14 protein-coding genes and 1 riboswitch are annotated in these 17,123 nt (G+C 55.7%); of the genes, 7 read left to right on the plus strand and 7 right to left on the minus strand.

All coding sequences use genetic code 11. From position 1 onward, the window contains the following. Positions 1-240: 240 nt before the first annotated feature. Positions 241-924 (minus strand): energy-coupling factor ABC transporter permease, encoded by a 684-nt coding sequence (locus AC2TCY_RS10405; RefSeq protein WP_480847292.1) that lies wholly within the window; start codon positions 922-924, stop codon positions 241-243. A gap of 77 nt (positions 925-1,001) precedes the next feature. Continuing rightward, a riboswitch (cobalamin riboswitch) is annotated at positions 1,002-1,214 on the minus strand. Between the two features lie 214 nt (positions 1,215-1,428). Between AC2TCY_RS10405 and AC2TCY_RS10410 the strand changes: the two genes are divergently transcribed. After that, positions 1,429-2,091, plus strand: a complete 663-nt coding sequence (locus tag AC2TCY_RS10410; protein WP_480847293.1) for a L,D-transpeptidase — start codon at positions 1,429-1,431, stop codon at positions 2,089-2,091. A 49-nt stretch (positions 2,092-2,140) separates the two neighbouring features. On the opposite strand, the gene AC2TCY_RS10415 is transcribed toward AC2TCY_RS10410, so the two are convergent. Continuing rightward, positions 2,141-2,413, minus strand: a complete 273-nt coding sequence (locus tag AC2TCY_RS10415) for a hypothetical protein (protein ID WP_480847294.1) — start codon at positions 2,411-2,413, stop codon at positions 2,141-2,143. A gap of 183 nt (positions 2,414-2,596) precedes the next feature. Here AC2TCY_RS10415 and AC2TCY_RS10420 point away from each other — a divergent pair, with 183 nt between their 5' ends. The 6 genes from AC2TCY_RS10420 to AC2TCY_RS10445 all read left to right on the plus strand — a co-directional run bounded on the left by AC2TCY_RS10420 (position 2,597) and on the right by AC2TCY_RS10445 (position 11,559). Next, entirely contained in the window at positions 2,597-4,951 is a 2,355-nt protein-coding gene (locus AC2TCY_RS10420) for a heavy metal translocating P-type ATPase (protein ID WP_480847296.1), read from the plus strand. A 178-nt stretch (positions 4,952-5,129) separates the two neighbouring features. Then, the gene (locus tag AC2TCY_RS10425; RefSeq protein ID WP_480847297.1) at positions 5,130-5,558 is read left to right on the plus strand and encodes a MerR family transcriptional regulator; all 429 of its coding nucleotides are present in this window, start codon (positions 5,130-5,132) and stop codon (positions 5,556-5,558) included. Positions 5,559-5,834: 276 nt separating this feature from the next. Then, positions 5,835-6,011: a hypothetical protein gene (locus AC2TCY_RS10430; protein ID WP_480847298.1), complete on the plus strand. Its 177-nt coding sequence runs from the start codon at positions 5,835-5,837 to the stop codon at positions 6,009-6,011. A gap of 83 nt (positions 6,012-6,094) precedes the next feature. After that, on the plus strand, positions 6,095-6,991 hold the full coding sequence (locus tag AC2TCY_RS10435; RefSeq protein WP_480847299.1) for a cyanophycinase: 897 nt from the start codon (positions 6,095-6,097) through the stop codon (positions 6,989-6,991). 15 nt (positions 6,992-7,006) lie between these two features. Continuing rightward, entirely contained in the window at positions 7,007-9,808 is a 2,802-nt protein-coding gene (gene cphA / locus AC2TCY_RS10440; RefSeq protein ID WP_480847301.1) for a cyanophycin synthetase, read from the plus strand. A 14-nt stretch (positions 9,809-9,822) separates the two neighbouring features. Beyond that, positions 9,823-11,559 (plus strand): Mur ligase family protein, encoded by a 1,737-nt coding sequence (locus AC2TCY_RS10445; RefSeq protein WP_480847302.1) that lies wholly within the window; start codon positions 9,823-9,825, stop codon positions 11,557-11,559. Between the two features lie 379 nt (positions 11,560-11,938). On the opposite strand, the gene AC2TCY_RS10450 is transcribed toward AC2TCY_RS10445, so the two are convergent. Genes AC2TCY_RS10450 through AC2TCY_RS10470 form a run of 5 tightly spaced genes read right to left on the minus strand, consistent with a single transcriptional unit; the run spans position 11,939 to position 17,109 of the window. Continuing rightward, positions 11,939-12,700: an ABC transporter ATP-binding protein gene (locus AC2TCY_RS10450; RefSeq protein WP_480847304.1), complete on the minus strand. Its 762-nt coding sequence runs from the start codon at positions 12,698-12,700 to the stop codon at positions 11,939-11,941. A 1-nt stretch (position 12,701) separates the two neighbouring features. Then, positions 12,702-13,550 carry an ABC transporter ATP-binding protein gene (locus tag AC2TCY_RS10455; protein ID WP_480847305.1) on the minus strand — a complete coding sequence of 283 codons (849 nt, stop codon included), beginning with the start codon at positions 13,548-13,550 and terminating at the stop codon, positions 12,702-12,704. Continuing rightward, the gene (gene nikC / locus AC2TCY_RS10460) at positions 13,547-14,458 is read right to left on the minus strand and encodes a nickel transporter permease (RefSeq protein ID WP_480847307.1); all 912 of its coding nucleotides are present in this window, start codon (positions 14,456-14,458) and stop codon (positions 13,547-13,549) included. The genes AC2TCY_RS10455 and nikC overlap by 4 nt, the downstream gene beginning before the upstream one ends. Next, positions 14,455-15,513, minus strand: coding sequence for an ABC transporter permease (locus AC2TCY_RS10465; protein WP_480847308.1), 1,059 nt, complete (start codon positions 15,511-15,513; stop codon positions 14,455-14,457). The genes nikC and AC2TCY_RS10465 overlap by 4 nt, the downstream gene beginning before the upstream one ends. Continuing rightward, positions 15,514-17,109 carry an ABC transporter substrate-binding protein gene (locus AC2TCY_RS10470; protein ID WP_480847309.1) on the minus strand — a complete coding sequence of 532 codons (1,596 nt, stop codon included), beginning with the start codon at positions 17,107-17,109 and terminating at the stop codon, positions 15,514-15,516. It lies immediately after the preceding gene. Between the last annotated feature and the right edge of the window lie 14 nt (positions 17,110-17,123).

Consider the following 17,123-nt stretch of genomic DNA (forward strand, 5'->3'; position numbering starts at 1 on the left):
TGGGAAAAAGCGGTTTAAATCCGCCATCTCCGCTTGTCACGGCCAGAACTTGGTTGTGTAAGCACTTCCGGGGTTTTCATCCGACGCTTACAGATAAGATTCCAGGGCTGTGAGCTTTGGGTTCTAGAATTATCGAAGCCGCAGTATTAGCGCATCGAGGTAAAGGTTGTGCCCAACCACTACGGGAGTTGAATACACAACCTTAGACGGCGCTTGCATCCGCGCCGCCGTTTTCTGAGGTCAAGCTTGAGCAGCGTTGTAAAGGCGCGGAGTCACAAGGCCTGTGCCGTTCAGTCCGCGAGCAGCTTTGGCCGCTGCCAGCACCGCCAGATCAACCAGTGGCTCGATGATGATGACAAGCATATAAGCACCACCGAAAGTCAGCACAGAGGCCATGGTCTCAGCGCCGAACCCCTGGCCATAGAAAGCCCAGAAAGCGACCCAGGCAACCACTCCGCCCTGATAGGCGCTGCTCAGCGCCAAAGCCTGACTGTACTTCAGATCAACATAGGCGGTACCCGGCGCGATGATACGCTTGGCCAGCGCCTGTAGCGCGAACAGGGGTACCAGCAACGTCGTCAGGTTGATGAAGTATTGCGGCAAATCGAACGGAGCAAAGAAAACGCCCTGAATCAGAAGCCCGGCTGCTAGGCCAAACGCCGCCGGTGCCGCACCCAACAGCAGGAACAGGGTGGAGCCGAGGATGAAATGGACTTCGGAAACACCAACTGGAAAATGCGGCAGGATCTCGAAAAATAGAAAAACACCAATTGTGGCGAGTGCGGAGCGCATGGCAAAAGACGCAAGACCATTTGCCCGCAGTGTGCTGAAGGTCTCCTTGGCGGCGTATGTGGCAGCCCCGGCGGCAGTTGCGTAAGACAGCACAATTTTGGCACCGTTTACGATGCCCGGTTCGATATGCATAAGTTCTCTCCCTGCCGCCTCACCCGGCGGCTGTTCAGGTCGCACCGGCAATTGATGCCGGCAATTAAGGTTTGGGCATCGCCCGATGTTAAACGGCAGGTCTCCTGACTCGCGGGTTACTGCTAAACCAACCTTCCCGGCCCGGTTTGGGGTCAGTGGTCTTTTGGCGTCGCTCTCCGCTCACAGTTGCGGGGGCAGTTACGGATTTGACACGTTTGGATGCGCCGCACCGTATTCCCTTTTAATCCCTTCGATTTTAGCCGCTGGGAACCGTAAACGAGAAACGGCTACAACGGACACATTGCTCCTGTCAATGAGGCCAGAGCTTCAGTTGTCGACTAAATTTAAAGGGGCAAAATAGGTGCAAATTAACCCATAGTCGGTCCGAAATTTTAAATGCTGCCGGAAGCCTCTTGATACTCTGGGCGCCAGAGGCGTTAAACTTCGCCAGTGGTTGCTGGAGCGAGTAGCCAGCCCGCCATGATTGGAGATCAGGATCGGAAAATGCTGACGAGACGCCATTTCATCCAGACGAGCACTGCACTGTTTTCGGCTTCGGTATCCAGCCCGGTTGTGGCCAATACCTGGCCAACCGTTTCGCAAAAGGCGGCCTGGGACGCCGCGGTTACCCCACCGGGTTACAATCCGGCCACGTCCAACCCTTGGGGGGTGCATGAGCGTTTCTTGCCGCGTCGGGTTGTTGCAAATGATGGGCTTGTAGCTGGTGACATCCACGTGGACGCTGTTGCACGCTACCTTTACCATATCGAACAGGGCGGTACGGCGATGCGCTATGGCGTTGCCATTGCGCGCGGAGATTTATACGAACCTGGTACTTATGACATCCGCCGAAAGGTGAAATGGCCCCATTGGACGCCAACGGCTTCGATGATTGAGCGCAATCCGGAATACGCGCAGTACAGGAATGGTATGGAGCCGGGCCCGAACAATGCACTTGGTTCCCGAGCGTTCTACCTATTCGTCGGTAACCGCGATACTTACTTAAGGATTCACGGCACACCGCAACCCAAGAGCATTGGAGGTCGCGCGAGTTCTGGATGCGTCCGCATGATTATGGCCCATATCAACGATCTCTATCCAAATGTTAAAACCGGCTCGACGGCTTACCTGTATTCTGCCGAAAACAGAGTTAGCGCGCGGACTTAAACGACAACAACACTAGGGCAGCGTCAGCAATCCATGACCAGCGTGAATGTCAGGCTTCACGCGCAACGCAGATCGGACCGCCGTTAGTTGCGCGCAAAGGTAACAGGGTTGTTTCCACAGGACCGCGGTGTTCGTACCAAAAACAATTGTCCTGCGGCGAAAGACGCGCGGACGCCAAATCCTGTCCGGGTGCGGCCAACGCCTCAACCGATTCAGGGATTTTTCCAATCTTGGTGGTTGAAGCACCTGTTCCGGACAATTGAGCGGAGCATCCAGCCGTGACTGAAAGCATCACTATGATGGTCGCAAATTGTTTCTGCATGCGGACAGTCCGTCTTTGATCTTGATTCGTTTATAAAAAGGTCGCATCCGCCGGGATCAGTCGCAAGCCGCGATGGGCTTTCTCGCGAATGGAGGCTGTTCAAAAAAATCGAAATTGTTCTTGAACCTCTAGTTGCTGCAGGTCCTATCTACTGAAGACCACAAAGAGTCGTGAGGTCCATTCATGCCATCCGATAGCAGCCTTCCCGATAACACTCGTGCTGATGTCCAAGATACTTGCCGGAACCAACAGTGCTGCGGCGGCGGGGCAGGCGAGGATGTCGTGCAGTCCGGATCAGCGCCTATAAATGGGAGAAGTTTTCAAGTCTCGGGTCTGGACTGCGCTGAAGAAGTGGCAATCCTGAACCGGGTTGTGGGTCCGAAAGTTGGCGGAACAGAACATATCGTATTTGATGTCATCAATGGCCGGATGACTTTGCTCGAGAGTGCCGGCAATATCTCGAACGACGAGGTCATGCAGTTGGTCGCTGGCACTGGGATGAGTGCAAAGCCCTGGAACGACGACGATGCAGCCCAGATTCAGGCGGCGCATATTGCCCGCCAGCGGCGGTTCACCGCTCTCAGCGGTGGGTTTTGGGCAGCGGGATTCACGTGGCACATCTTCGAGACTGGTATGGGCGGAGTATTTGGTCTGTTCTCGGGGCATGCGGATGTAATGATGCCATTGCCCGAGGTAGCCTTGTTTGCGGTCGCAATCCTGTTCGGTGTCTGGCTCGTGGCGCCCAAGGCTTGGTCTTCACTGCGACGGCTCTCGCCTGACATGAACCTGTTGATGGTGGTGGCTGTCTGTGGCGCAATTGGTCTTGGCGAATATTTCGAAGCGGCAACGGTTGCCTTCTTCTTTTCGCTTTCGCTCTACCTGGAAAGCTGGAGCGTTGGTCGTGCGCGCAATGCGGTGTCAGCGCTTCTGGATCTGGCACCGCCCACAGCACGTGTTATTCGCCCCGATGGCCGCGAAGTGACAATTCCCGCGGCAGAGGTTGCTATCGGCGAACACTTCATTGTGCGCGGAGGCGACCGAGTTCCGCTTGATGGCGAAGTTATCGACGGTACCGGGGCTGTCGATCAGGCTCCGATTACCGGCGAAAGTGCACCAGTCCCCAAGGAGAAAGGCGACGAGGTATATGCCGGCACCATAAATGGCGAAGGCACACTCAAAGTGCGTGCATCAAAAACCGCGTCTGACACCGTACTGGCCAAGATCATCCGCATGGTCGGCGATGCGCAAGCCCGCCGTGCACCAGTCGAGCAATGGGTTACGAAGTTTGCTCGCGTCTATACGCCTATCGTTATGATCCTTGCAGTTGCCATTGCCCTGATCCCGCCGCTTGTCTTGGGAGCATCATGGGGCTTCTGGCTTTACAACGCGCTTGTTCTTTTGGTCATCGCTTGTCCGTGTGCGTTGGTGATCTCTACACCGGTTTCCATCGTTTCGGCGTTGACCGCATCGGCCCGGGTCGGGGTGCTGATCAAGGGCGGGGCCTATATCGAAGCGCCCGGCCGCACTACGGCTCTGGCAATGGACAAGACCGGGACAATTACGATGGGCGAACCCGAAGTGGCGCATATCTATCCTTTGGGAGGTTCGTCCGAGGTTGACTTGCTGAGCAGAGCGGCCAGCCTCGAGGTGCGGTCCTCGCATCCGCTGGCACGCGCCATCCTGACAAGAGCCGAGGTAGAAGGTATTTCCGTGTCCGCGGCAGATGACACCCGCACTGTGCCCGGCCGAGGCCTCGAAGGCCGTTTGGATGGCCTTTCAATTTGGCTCGGCTCCGATCGTTTTGCTATCGAAAAAGGACATGGCCACGAAATCCCATCAGATCTGCGTCACCGTTTGGAAAGCGCCGGTAGCACGCTTGTAGTTGTTGGCGATGAGGCTGGGATCGTCGGCATCCTAGAGATACGAGACCGAATTCGACCCGAGGTCAGAGGCATCGTGGCGCAGCTTCATGCACGGGGCGTGACGTCAATCATCATGCTTACAGGCGATAACGAGCGCACAGCGCTGGCGGTAGCGGCAGAGGTCGGTATCGATGAAGTGCGCGCCGAGCTTTTGCCCGAAGATAAGGTTATGGCGATTGAAGGGCTGGCTGCACGCCATGAGATGGTTGCCATGATCGGTGACGGTGTAAACGATGCACCGGCAATGGCGCGGTCGCACTATGCCATCGCCATGGGAGCAATTGGCTCTGACGCGGCGATTGAAACGGCGGACATTGCTTTAATGACAGACGACATTGGCAAAGTTCCATGGCTCATTGACCATTCTCGTCGAACCATGGCGGTCATTCGGCAGAACATCGGGTTTTCACTGGCGACAAAGGCGTTGTTTGTTGTGCTGGCCGGGTTTGGTGTGGCATCGATGTGGGGCGCCATTGCTGCAGATGTCGGTGTTTCCCTGCTTGTCGTTGCCAATGCCCTGCGGCTCTTAAAAACTGGCAATGGTCTGGCTGAACTGACGGATGCTCACGTGGCTGGTGCTCAAACCGCCCAAAACACGTTAGTTCACGGTCGATGAAAATGGGAAAACAGTGCGAGGGCCGCCAGATTGACAAGACTCGGCTGGCTACCAACGATGCAGGATCCTATTGCGACCGGAAATGTGTCGGGAGATCAAGGGTTTTTCGTTAGTCCGTTTCCCTTGCGGGTATTTGCCATAAATCCTACAGAAGCTGTAACTTTGAATGGAGGCGCACTTGCTCACAATTGGCACCCTTGGGAAAAAGACAGGGACCAAGGTACAGACGATACGCTATTACGAGCAGATCGGACTGATGCCCGAGCCGGGAAGAACCGAAGGCGGCCAGCGGCGTTATAGCAATACCGATCTGGACCGTCTGGCATTTATCCGGCATGCACGTCAGCTGGGCTTTTCGCTTGAGGCGATCCGCGAACTACTGGATCTGTCCGACGAACCAAATCGTCCGTGCGACGAAGCCGACAGTATTGCGCGTCGACAGCTGAAGCAGGTTGAGCAAAGACTGGAGCGCCTCGAAGCGCTACGCACCGAACTGAAACGTATGGTCCACGAGTGTAGCGGCGGGAACACTGCCGAGTGTCGTGTTCTCGAGGTCTTGCGGGACCATTCCGAGTGTCTGACTAACCACGATGAAATAGGTGCCTGACTTCCAAGCACAGTTTAAAAAACCTAAAAAACTATTGATCCTAAAGTCGCTGGAACAATTACCTATCTCTCCTAAACGATTCGAGGAGAGACTATTGCTTGCCAAAGACCCTCTGTTAGCCACTACGCCTCTTTTGGATTTTGAGGCGTTATCGATTGCAAGTCTCATTGCAGACCGCTGCTGACTTTATCGATGCTTTTTCCGGCATTGGATGGCTCTACGCGTTCGGGTCCTCCGCTCAGGGAAGCTCATAGCGCGTTGCGATTGCGCAATCGCATGAAGATGCAACATGACTTTGGCGGGATCGATGCAAATGTCGAACTACAGGAAACATTCCATTCCGAGTGTCAGAATGCGGAAAGTGGTGCCGATCCGGTGGTTCTTGACGAAAACCCTGCCGTGCGGCATGTGATGCTTCCGGGGGGAAATGGCATGTCCGCAATGGCCAGATAGCCTAGCGCGGCATGTATGAACAGGTTTTAGCGTCCAAGCAGTCCCGGTGGCTGCACGCTCCAGCACCGGAAGGTCTATTAGATATGTGCCCTGCACCCGTTGATGCAGATACCCCGCGCGGGTTTATCATCCCGATCGGAGGCGGTGAAGACCGCGTGAAGGAAATGCAGATTCACCGCAAGTTCGTGGAGCTGTCGGGTGGGGCGGATGCCGATATTGTTGTGATCCCGACGGCTTCGATGCTGGAAGAGACCGGGCCAGACTATAACCGCATTTTTTCCGAGCTCGGCGCGGGCAAAGTCGAGTTCTTGCCCATCTCGCGACGGGCCGATTGCGACAATCCTGATTTTGCCGGGATGCTGGACCGGGCGACCGGTATTTTCATGACGGGCGGCAATCAGTTACGACTTTCGGCGATTCTGGGCGGCACGCTCGTAGCGCAGAAAATCCGCCGCCAGAACGCAGCCGGTGTACCGGTCGCCGGAACGTCGGCGGGTGCCTCGATCATGTCCGAGCATATGGTGGCCGGCGGCAGCAGCAACTCGGCTCCGGCCGAAGGCAATATTACGCTGGCACCTGGCATGGGGCTGACAAACGCGGTCATAATCGACCAACATTTTACCCAGCGAAACCGGCTTGGACGCCTGTTAACGGCATCATCTTTCAATCCTTTTCTGATTGGTCTTGGTATTGATGAAGATACCGCCGCCTTTATCGGCCCCGACAACGTGTTCGAAGTTGTGGGCAGTGGAACGGTCACGGTCGTGGACGCCAGTCAGTTGACTCATTCCTCGATGTGGGACGCTCGCCGGGGCGAGGCGCTGAGCCTTTTGGGTCTTCGGCTTGACGTTCTGGGTGAAGGGTGCCGTTATGACCTGACGGCTCGACAGGCGTTTCCGCCGGATGAGCATGTGGCGTTCTGCACTTTGCCGGATTTATCCGGCGACGAGTCCGCCGGGGGGGGGGAACTGAAAAATTAATAAGCGAGGAGCTACATGAAAATAGTCTCAACCAATGTCTTCGTCGGTCCGAATGTCTGGGCAAGCTTTCCGGTTATACGACACGTCATTGATCTGGGAATATTGGAAGAGTGGCCCTCGGCCCGAATTGGTCCGGAATTCATAGATGCGCTCATCGCTGCGCTTCCTGGATTGGCTGAGCATGGATGCTCCTATCGGGAGCCGGGCGGATTTATCCGCCGTCTGCGCGAGGACGAAGGCACGTGGCTAGGTCATGTGCTGGAGCATTGTGCCCTCGAAGTACAGAATGTGGCCGGCTCGGATGTTACCTTTGGCCGAACCCGGGGCACCGGTGAGCCGGGCCAATACAATATGGTTTATGAATATCGCCAGCGCGATGTGGGATTAGCTGCCGGCAAACTGGCGCTTCGGTTGCTGATGCATCTGTTGCCGCAGGGCTTGAAGGATCAGGTTGACTACGATTTCGACGGTGAATTCGACTGGGAGGAGGAACTGCGCAGTTTTGTCCTGCGCGCGCAGCGCAAGGAATTCGGCCCTTCAACAGGGTCATTGGTCAAAGCAGCTGAAGAACGCGACATTCCTTGGATTCGCTTGAATGAAGGCTCGTTGGTGCAATTCGGGCATGGCAAATTTCAGAAACGCATTCAGGCGACGATCACGTCGGAAACCAAACATATCTCGGTTGAAATCTCTTGTGACAAGGAAGACACCCACAATCTGCTGAACGATCTCGGCCTGCCCGTGCCGCAGCAGCGCATGGTTTATTCTGCGCGTGAGGCCATTCGTGCGGCTGAACGGATCGGGCATCCGGTCGTAGTGAAACCGCTAAACGCCAATCACGGGCGTGGCGTTTCGATCAATCTGAATACAGACGAAGAGGTTGAGGCCGGTTTTGCCGAAGCCAAGGAGCATTCCCGCAGCCGTGCCATTCTGGTTGAGAGTTTCATAACCGGGTTCGACCATCGGATGCTGGTGGTGGATAACAAGCTGGTTGCGGTCGCCAAGCGCGTTCCGGGCCACGTAGTTGGCGACGGCAAGCATACGATCGCCGAGCTTGTCGATATCGTAAATCAGGACCCACGCAGAGGTATCGGGCACGAAAAAGTGCTGACCATGCTGGAAATCGACAATCAAGCCAGACGCCTGATGGAAAGCGTGGGCGTAACAGAAGAAACAGTTCTGCCCGACGGCGAGGTTTTCTATCTGCGGTCCACGGCAAACCTGTCTACGGGCGGCACCGCCATCGACCTGACTGATGTTGTCCATCCAGACAATCGCGACATGGCAGAACGCGCAATCATGGCGGTCGGTCTGGACGTGGGTGGCGTTGATTTCCTGATCGACGACATTACCAAGTCTTATAAGGACATCGGAGGAGCAATTGTCGAAGTGAACGCTGCGCCCGGTTTCCGTATGCACGTTGCACCCTCGGAAGGGCAACCGCGTGACGTGGCAGGCAAAGTGATCGACATGCTGTTCCCCGGCAATGAACAGACCCGTATTCCAATCGCCGCAATCACAGGCACCAACGGCAAGACGACCACTTCGCGGATGCTTGGCCACATCATGAAGACCAGCAGCAAAACAGTCGGCATGACCTCGACTGATGGCGTCTACGTTGATGGCAAGCTGAGCGTCAAGGGTGACATGACCGGCCCGAAATCGGCGCAAATCGTCCTGCGTGACCCTATGGTTGATTTTGCCGTGATGGAAACCGCCCGCGGCGGGTTAGTGCGCTCCGGGCTGGGCTACCAACGCTCGAACGTGGCGGCTTGCCTGAATGTTTCGGCGGACCATCTGGGATTGGGTGGCATCAACACGGTTGAAGAACTGGCGGTGGTCAAACGTGTCGTCGTGGAAAGCGCCACTGATACAGCGGTGTTGAATGCCGATGACATCAATTGTCTGAAAATGGCTGATTACGCGAGCGCGGACCAGATTTTCTATGTCACGACCAACCCCGGCCACAGTCTGGTCAAAGAGCACATCAAGGCGGGCGGCAAGGCCATCGTGCTAGAAAAAGGCATGAATGGAGACATGCTGACTATTTACGACAAAGGACTTCATATCCCGGTCCTTTGGTCACATCTGATTCCAGCTACGTTGGAAGGAAAAGCAATCTTCAACGTGCAAAACGCCATGTTCGCCGCCGCGATGGCCTATAGTTTCGGGGTGGATCTGGACAATATTCGCCACGGGCTGCGGACTTTCGATACAAGCTACTTCCAGGCACCGGGACGGATGAATGTCTATGACGAGCATCCCTTCAAAGTAATCCTGGATTACGGGCACAACCCGGCCGCCATGCAGGCAATGGCCGCGCTGGCTGATCAGTTGGAAGTCAAAGGTCGCAGGCTGAGCGTGGTATCGATGCCTGGCGACCGGCGAGACGAAGACGTGGCGGATGCCGGTGCCGCTCTGGCAGGACATTTCGATCACTTCATCTGTAAAGCTGACGACCGGCGCCGAGGACGTGGTCATGACGAGATCCCGCAGATGCTGCGGCAAGCACTCATCGGCGGTGGCACCCCGGACACGGCGATTTCGATCATTCCGGATGAAGTTGACGCGGTGAATGCAGCACTCAACATGGCAGCTCCGGGTGATCTTCTTGTGGTATTTGGCGATGATACGACGCGGTGCTGGAAGCAGATCATCTATTTCAATTCGGACGGCGAGCTGACGGAAGCAGAGACAAAGCCGACGGTAATCCCGGGTGACACTTCGTTCGAGGACATGTTCGACAGCGATCAGAGCCTGATCCGGGACGAGCGCGGTGTACGTCTGGCCCGCGAAATCAGTGAAGATGCGGACTGAGCGGGAGCATCAAGATGGACCGGATCGAAGAGCTTGAAACCGCGCTGACAATTGTTAGTGCGACCCCGGACAATATCCAAGTGGATGATGCCAGACGCCTGACCGGACCCGGCCTGTTGTGGGAAAAGCCCGGCGCGGTGATGGATGTCTTTTGCGAAGCAGACGAAGCGAAGCGCATCGGCGAACTATGGCAACGCCACGCCCGCCGTGTGCTCGACGCGCTCGGTTGGCAGAAGGAGGCGTTCACTTACCGTGTGTTTAAGGGTGGCGTAAACCTCGCGATCTCGGCGCCGATGGACCAACTTTATTCAGCGATCTTTGCTGCTCAGGCCGCCTGGCATTTTTGCGCCGCAGACTTCGCCGGGACCGCATCGGGTGATTTTGAAGCGATGGTCGCTGATATCAAGTCGGTTATGGGCAATGAGGCCAATCCGGCGCTGATCGACCTGATCGACGAGGCGACGACGCTTGGCGTGGACGTTTTGTGTGACGACGATGAAGTCTCGATCGGCCATGGTGCCGGCAGTCAAACCTGGGCGTGGGACGCCTTGCCCGCTCCGGAAGACGTGGATTGGCATCGGCTGCACAACATACCTGTCGCCTTCATCACAGGAACCAACGGCAAGACGACCACGACCCGGCTGCTGGACGCAATTGCCCGCGCCTCAGGGAAGGTGGCCGGACTGACCTCGACCGAGTTTGTACGCGTGGGTGATGAGATACTCGACCGCGGCGATTATTCCGGTCCCGGCGGTGCCCGCATGCTGTTACGTGATCCAAGACTTGAGGTTGCCTGTCTGGAGGTTGCGCGCGGGGGTATCCTGAGGCGCGGTCTTCCAACCCGTGCGGCATCTGCCGCTGCGGTGACCAATGTCGCCAACGACCATCTTGGCCAATACGGCGTGAACACTGTACCGGAATTGGCCCAGGCAAAATTTGCCGTGCACCGTGCCCTGAAACCGGGCGGGGTATTGGCCTTGAATGCAGATGATCCTTTTGTCCGAGATCAGGCCAAACTGGTTACAGGCAACATCTGGTGGTTTTCTCTCGACCCGGATTGCAGTCTGGTCAGCGCGGCGCGTGACAATGGACAATGTTGCGCATATCTACGCGATCAGACGATCGTATTCTTTGATGGAGCGGCCGAGGTGCCGGTGCTGTCGGTTCATGAAGTGCCCCTGACCATGGGCGGCGCGGCGCGCTACAATGTCTCAAATGTTCTTGCAGCCTTGTGTCTTGCCCGTGCTCTTGATGTGCCTATCGATGCCATTCGTACCGGGCTGTCTACGTTTAAATCTGACGCCAGAGACAATCCCGGTCGGTGCAACGAGTTTGCTTATAACGGCGCCAAGGTCTTCGTTGATTTTGCTCATAACCCGCATTCCATTTCCGCTGTCTGTGAAGCCCTGTCCGGCCTTGATGCGAAACGCCGATTCATCATGCTCAGCCATGCAGGCGACCGGTCGGATCAGGATATTCGAGAAGTAACGGAGACGGCGCTGAATTTCCAACCGGATGTCGTCGTCGCCGCTGAGTTGGAAGACTATCTGCGGGGACGGGAAACGGGAGAGATTCCGGACCTGATCGAAAAGACAGCCGCCGATCAGGGCTATGATGTGGAACACGTCCTGAGAGCCAGTTCGCCTTCAAAGGCCGCTTCCATGATCTTGGGGAAGTTGGAACCGGGCGATCTTGCCTTGTTACTGGTTCTGTCCGAAAGGGATTCTGTTCTCGGATTACTCGAAAGCTAACCGGCAGAGCCGGTTTCAGCGCGCGCCGCTTTGTTGTGTCACTATTCCAATCTCTGAAAACCACTCCCGGTCCCAGTGTTTACTCTATGAGAATTCAAAGTATCACGTTTTGAGTGCTCGATGCTTGGACCGGAAATACCTCGCTGAAAAGTCCGAATTCTGCGTCCGGCTAGTGCCTATCATGACAGCAGCCCAAGCATCGTGTCCGGGAGAAGTTGATAAACCCTCCTATACGTTGTTGCCGGTCAGGCCAGCCCGACAACCCGGGCAGAAGGGCTGTGTCGATATCATTTTACCTTGTGGCTAAAGCTGAGCACTTTCCGCAATTGCAAGTCAATCTGTTCGGCGCCGCGGCAACCCTCATGTTCCGGGGTCATATTCAACCAGCCTGTAGCCCGGCAACAGAAGCTCTTAGTATTTCTTGTGAATAAGGATGCTCTGGATTTCCCATTCGCAAGGTGTCCGCAGTCATGACCTCTACAATTTCCCCATTTTGCATTACAGCCAATTTGTCACACATATGTGCAATTACCGGCAGATCGTGCGACACCATCAAATAGGTCAGTCCACGCTGTGCACGCAGGTTAGTTAGCAGGTTGAGTACTTCGGCTTGCACACTGACATCCAAAGCCGAAGTGGGCTCATCCAAGAGCAAAATGTCCGGCTCACCCGCCAGAGCCCGAGCGATTGCAACGCGTTGACGCTGTCCGCCGGACAGCTGGTGGGGATATCGGAAGCGAAACCGCTGACCAAGGCCGACATCGTTCAGCAAGGTCATCACACGTTCGTCAATATTGTCCATTCCGTGCAGACGCAGGGTTTCACTAAGGACCTGATCAACTGTATGGCGTGGATGCAACGAGGCATATGGGTCTTGAAAAACCATCTGAACCGTCCGAAAGAATGGGCGATCTCGTTTTGAGCCGGACAGATTGCGACCTTCGACGCAGATCGAGCCTGACCATTGCGGAGCGAGCCCGGTTATCGCCCGCAGGATTGTAGATTTGCCAGAACCACTTTCACCGACAAGGCCAAAGCTTTCTCCTTCCTTGACGGTAATGTCCGCGTCCCTGACCGCGTCCACGCGGTCATGCGACCCGCCGAACCAGACATTAAGATCTCTGATTTCCAGTGCCGTCATATTATCCTCTGACGCTTGGTGCGTCTGCCCAGGACGGGTCGCGATTCAGAACACTCAGATGGTCCTGTTTTTCGTCAAGCCGGGGCAGCGAATTCAATAGCCCCTGCGTGTATGGGTGTTGGGCTTCGCTCAATCTATTCGCTTGGCAGACTTCGACAATCCGCCCCGCGTACATAATCAGAACGCGGTCGCAGAATTCCGACACCAGGTTCAGGTCGTGGCTGATAAAGATCAGCCCCATTCCGCGTTCCCTGACAAGGTTATCCATAATGCCAAGCACCTGTCGCTGAACGCTGACATCAAGTGCCGATGTGGGCTCGTCCGCTATCAGAATCTTGGGGTCGGGGATCAGCATCATTGCAATCATGATGCGTTGCCCCATGCCCCCTGAAACTTCGTGCGGATAAGCCCGCATGACTCGCTCCGGATCGCGGATCGAAACATCCTCCAACATCTGGATTGCCTTCTTCCGAGCATCGGATTTTGAACCCGAGTTGTGCTGCAGATAGGCTTCCATGATCTGTTCGCCGACTGTGACGACTGGATTTAGTGAAAATTTGGGATCCTGCATGACCATAGAGATTTGCTTGCCGCGAACCGACCGCATTTCTTGTTCGCTGATCTTCAGAAGGTCGCGGCCTTCAAGATTGATGTGGTTGGCCTCGACAATGCCGGGCTTTCGGATCAGCCGCAGAATGGCGCGGCCGGTCATGGACTTGCCAGAGCCGCTTTCCCCAACGATCCCCAACCTTTCACGTCCCAGCGAGAACGAAACGCCACGCACTGCGTCAAACACACCCTGACGGGTAGGGAAACGGACCCAAAGGTCTTCGACATCCAGCAAGGTCATTGCCCACCATCCTTAGGATCCAGAACGTCCCTAAGACCGTCGCCCAGCAGATTGAATGCCAGCGAAACCGTGAAAATTGCCAGTCCCGGCACCGTGGCAACCCACCAATGATCCAAAATGAACCGGCGGCCTTCCGAGATCATTGCCCCCCATTCCGGACTGGGCGGTTGCGCCCCCAGACCCAGGAACCCCAATCCGGCCGCAGCCAGGATGATACCTGCCATGTCCAGTGTTACGCGGACGATCAGTGACGAAATACAAAGCGGCCAGATATGCCGTGTGATAATGCGCAACGGCCCGGCGCCCTGCAGGCGGATCGCGTTGATATAGTCCGTAGAACGAATAGTCAGAGTTTCGGCGCGGGCCATGCGGGCATAGGGAGGCCAGGCGGTCAAAGATATCGCAAGGACTGCGTTTTCGATGCCTGCGCCAAGCGCAGCCACAAATGCAAGCGCCAGAACCAGGCGCGGAAAGGCTAGAAAGATGTCCGTGATGCGCATCAGAATTACATCGGCCCAACCGCCCGCATACCCTGCAACTGTGCCCACCAGAAGCCCGGCGACCGGAGCGATCAGCGCGACCAGTGCCACAATATAAAGCGTGATGCGTGCGCCATAAATCAGCCGTGATAGGATATCCCGGCCAAGGCTGTCTGTGCCCAGCAGGTGCGACTCGGTCCCGATGGGCTGCAGCCGACTGGAAAGATCCTGAACAAACGGATCCTGCGGGGCCAGTACCGGGGCAAGGATTGCCGTGAAAATCAGCGCCACGAGTATAGTCAGCCCAACCATTGCCATGGAATTGGACCGCAAGGTCAACCAGCCTTTGTACAAGCTGGACAACCGGGCGTGGCGGCGAGAAGTGGGTGCGTCGGTCAACAGCCACTGTCGTAGAGTCATGTCGCTCATTTCGACCTCGGGTCAAAGAAACGGTAGAGCAAATCAGAGAATATGTTCAGGCAGATAAAGATCAGCCCGACCACCACCGTTCCGCCGAGAACGGCATTCATGTCAGCACTCAACAACGCCGTGGTGATATAGCTGCCAATTCCGGGCCAGCTGAAGATAATCTCGGTGAGAACCGATCCTTCCAGCAGATTTGCATAGCTCAGCGCGATAACCGTAATGAGCTGAACACGAATGTTCTTGAATGCATGGCGCCAGATCACCTGACGCTCGGACAGGCCTTTGACGCGTGCGGTAATTACATACTCTGCTGAAAGCTGTTCCAGCATGAAGGACCGCGTCATGCGGCTGATGTAAGCCAGCGAGTAGTAGCCCAGCAGCGCGGCCGGCAGAATGATATGGGACATGGCGTTTCGAAACACATCCCATTCCTGTGCCAATGCGCTATCCAACAGTATCAGCCCGGTGCGCGTCGGCACTATGTCCTCATAGAAGATATCCAGACGCCCAGGGCCACCAACCCAGCCGAGAATTCCGTAAAATACCAGCAGGCCCATCAGGCCCAGCCAAAAGATTGGCATGGAATAGCCCACAAGTGCGACCACTCGGGCAACTTGGTCGATCCAGGATCCACGTTTTACGGCGGCAACAACGCCTAGAGGCACGCCAAGAAATATACCGATCAGAACGCCCAATGTTGCCAATTCCAGGGTGGCTGGAAAGACGCGGGCAATGTCCTCGGAAACCGGGCGTGCATTTAGCAAAGAATTGCCAAAATCGCCGTGCAGTACATCCCAAAGATAGTACCAGAATTGAACCAGCAGCGGCTTGTCGAGGCCAAGCTGCTGGTAGACCGCATCATAAGTCGATTGTGATGCACGCTCGCCCACGATAGCCAGCACCGGGTCGATCGGCATTACGCGACCGATAATAAAGGTCACGAACAGAAGGCCCAGCATTGTGATCGCAATGGTCCCAAGAGTTTTCAGAATATTCTTGATCCAATGGATGAGAGGCGCCGAACGGCGCCCCCCTGATGTTCTTTCGGCAAGGGCCATTTACTTGGTTACCTGCCAATACGACGCTGATGTGATCGCCTGACCGGTCGAGAAATCCGTCACGTTTTCGCGCAATGCCGATTGTTCAATCTGCTGGAACATAACGACGAAGGGCGATGTTTCCCGGAATTCCGCCTGAATGGTTTTGTACATATCTGCGCGTTTATCGGTGTCATTTTCGACAACGGCCGCAGCAGTTTTTTCAGTCAGCCCACCAGTGTCCCAGGAATTTCGCCAGGCTAACAGGCCCGTCGCGTTAGCTTCGTCCGAGTTGTCCGGGTTGTAGGCGAATGTACCAGCATTTGTCTGCGGGTCTGGGTAGTCCGGACCCCACGCACCAAGATAGACATCCAGTTCCCGTGACCGATACCGCGCCAAAATCTGCTTGGCGGTTCCGACCGTGATGTTCATCTTGATACCAGCCTGCCCAAGCGCATTTTGCATGGCCTGAGCAATCTCGATCCGCTCTTGCGCTTCGCGAACACCGACCTCGATCTCAAGCCCGTTTACACCTGCTTCGTCCAGCAATGCCTTGGCCTTTTCGATGTCAAAGTTGAATGGGTTCTCATCCGAGGCGCCAAGGTAGGTCTGAGGCAAGAAATTCTGATGGATCGTGTACTGACCTTTCAGGAAGCTGTCGCGCATCCCCTCATAGTCTATGAGGTATTTGAATGCCTGACGAACCTGAGGTTTACTCAGTTCGGGGTGCTTCTGGTTTAGCGAGACATACATCAGACGGCCTTTCAGCTCGTCTGCTATCTTAACCCCTGCTGCTGATGAAACACCGGCTACGTCTTCTGGATTCAGGTTGCGGGCAACGTCAATATCACCGCGTTCCAGTAGCAAGCGCTGACTGGCGCTTTCCTGAACATGCCGCACAACCACGCGCTCCATCGCTGGAGCGCCCAGGTAGAAATCAGGGTTCGATTTCAGCGTCACGCTTTCGTTCGGTTTCCAACTGACCAGGCTGTAGGCACCCGAACCAGCGGTGTTGGTTTTGAGCCATTCATTGCCCAGATCACCATCCTTGTCGTTCTCCATGACCGTCTTCTTGTCGACGATTCCGCCAATAGTTGAGGTCAGGCAGTTCAGAACAAATGACGTGGCATAAGGTTTGTCCGTGGTGATGGTCAGGGTATCACCGTCCGCTACGATTGTTTGCTCGACATTGTCCGGTGTGAACCCGAACTGCGTCAGGATAAAGGCCGGTGTTTTGTTCAGGATGATTGCGCGGCGCAATGAGAACTGCACATCCTCGGCTGTCACCGGGTTTCCAGAGTGAAACGTCAACCCCTCACGGATTTTGAAGGTGATGGATTTTCCATCCTCGGACACGTCCCAGCTTTCTGCAACATCCGGCTGGAACCCGGCATCCAGGTTCAACGGGTCGAAATTCACCAGTTTCTGATAAACGTTCCGACTGACATCCGATCCTGCGAACTCAAAGCTCTCGGCAGGATCCAGTGTCGTGATGTCGTCGATACGGTTTGCGATGACCAGCATGTTTGGTGGCGTTTCTGCCATCGCCGAAGTCGAGGTAACGGCCAGCGCCAAACCGAGCGCCGCACCAGTAAGCAATCTATTAAATGCGTTCATTTTGTCCTCTCTGT

It is taken from the genome of Ruegeria sp. HKCCD7181 (assembly GCF_057221055.1).

Excerpts from the sequence above, each read along its gene's own strand:
- AC2TCY_RS10405 (WP_480847292.1), bottom strand. The coding sequence starts at position 924 with ATGCATATCGAACCGGGCATCGTAAACGGTGCCAAAATTGTGCTGTCT.
- AC2TCY_RS10410 (WP_480847293.1), top strand. The coding sequence starts at position 1,429 with ATGCTGACGAGACGCCATTTCATCCAGACGAGCACTGCACTGTTTTCG.
- AC2TCY_RS10415 (WP_480847294.1), bottom strand. The coding sequence starts at position 2,413 with ATGCAGAAACAATTTGCGACCATCATAGTGATGCTTTCAGTCACGGCT.
- AC2TCY_RS10420 (WP_480847296.1), top strand. The coding sequence starts at position 2,597 with ATGCCATCCGATAGCAGCCTTCCCGATAACACTCGTGCTGATGTCCAA.
- AC2TCY_RS10430 (WP_480847298.1), top strand. The coding sequence starts at position 5,835 with ATGAAGATGCAACATGACTTTGGCGGGATCGATGCAAATGTCGAACTA.
- AC2TCY_RS10435 (WP_480847299.1), top strand. The coding sequence starts at position 6,095 with ATGTGCCCTGCACCCGTTGATGCAGATACCCCGCGCGGGTTTATCATC.
- cphA (WP_480847301.1), top strand. The coding sequence starts at position 7,007 with ATGAAAATAGTCTCAACCAATGTCTTCGTCGGTCCGAATGTCTGGGCA.
- AC2TCY_RS10445 (WP_480847302.1), top strand. The coding sequence starts at position 9,823 with ATGGACCGGATCGAAGAGCTTGAAACCGCGCTGACAATTGTTAGTGCG.
- AC2TCY_RS10450 (WP_480847304.1), bottom strand. The coding sequence starts at position 12,700 with ATGACGGCACTGGAAATCAGAGATCTTAATGTCTGGTTCGGCGGGTCG.
- AC2TCY_RS10455 (WP_480847305.1), bottom strand. The coding sequence starts at position 13,550 with ATGACCTTGCTGGATGTCGAAGACCTTTGGGTCCGTTTCCCTACCCGT.
- nikC (WP_480847307.1), bottom strand. The coding sequence starts at position 14,458 with ATGAGCGACATGACTCTACGACAGTGGCTGTTGACCGACGCACCCACT.
- AC2TCY_RS10465 (WP_480847308.1), bottom strand. The coding sequence starts at position 15,513 with ATGGCCCTTGCCGAAAGAACATCAGGGGGGCGCCGTTCGGCGCCTCTC.
- AC2TCY_RS10470 (WP_480847309.1), bottom strand. The coding sequence starts at position 17,109 with ATGAACGCATTTAATAGATTGCTTACTGGTGCGGCGCTCGGTTTGGCG.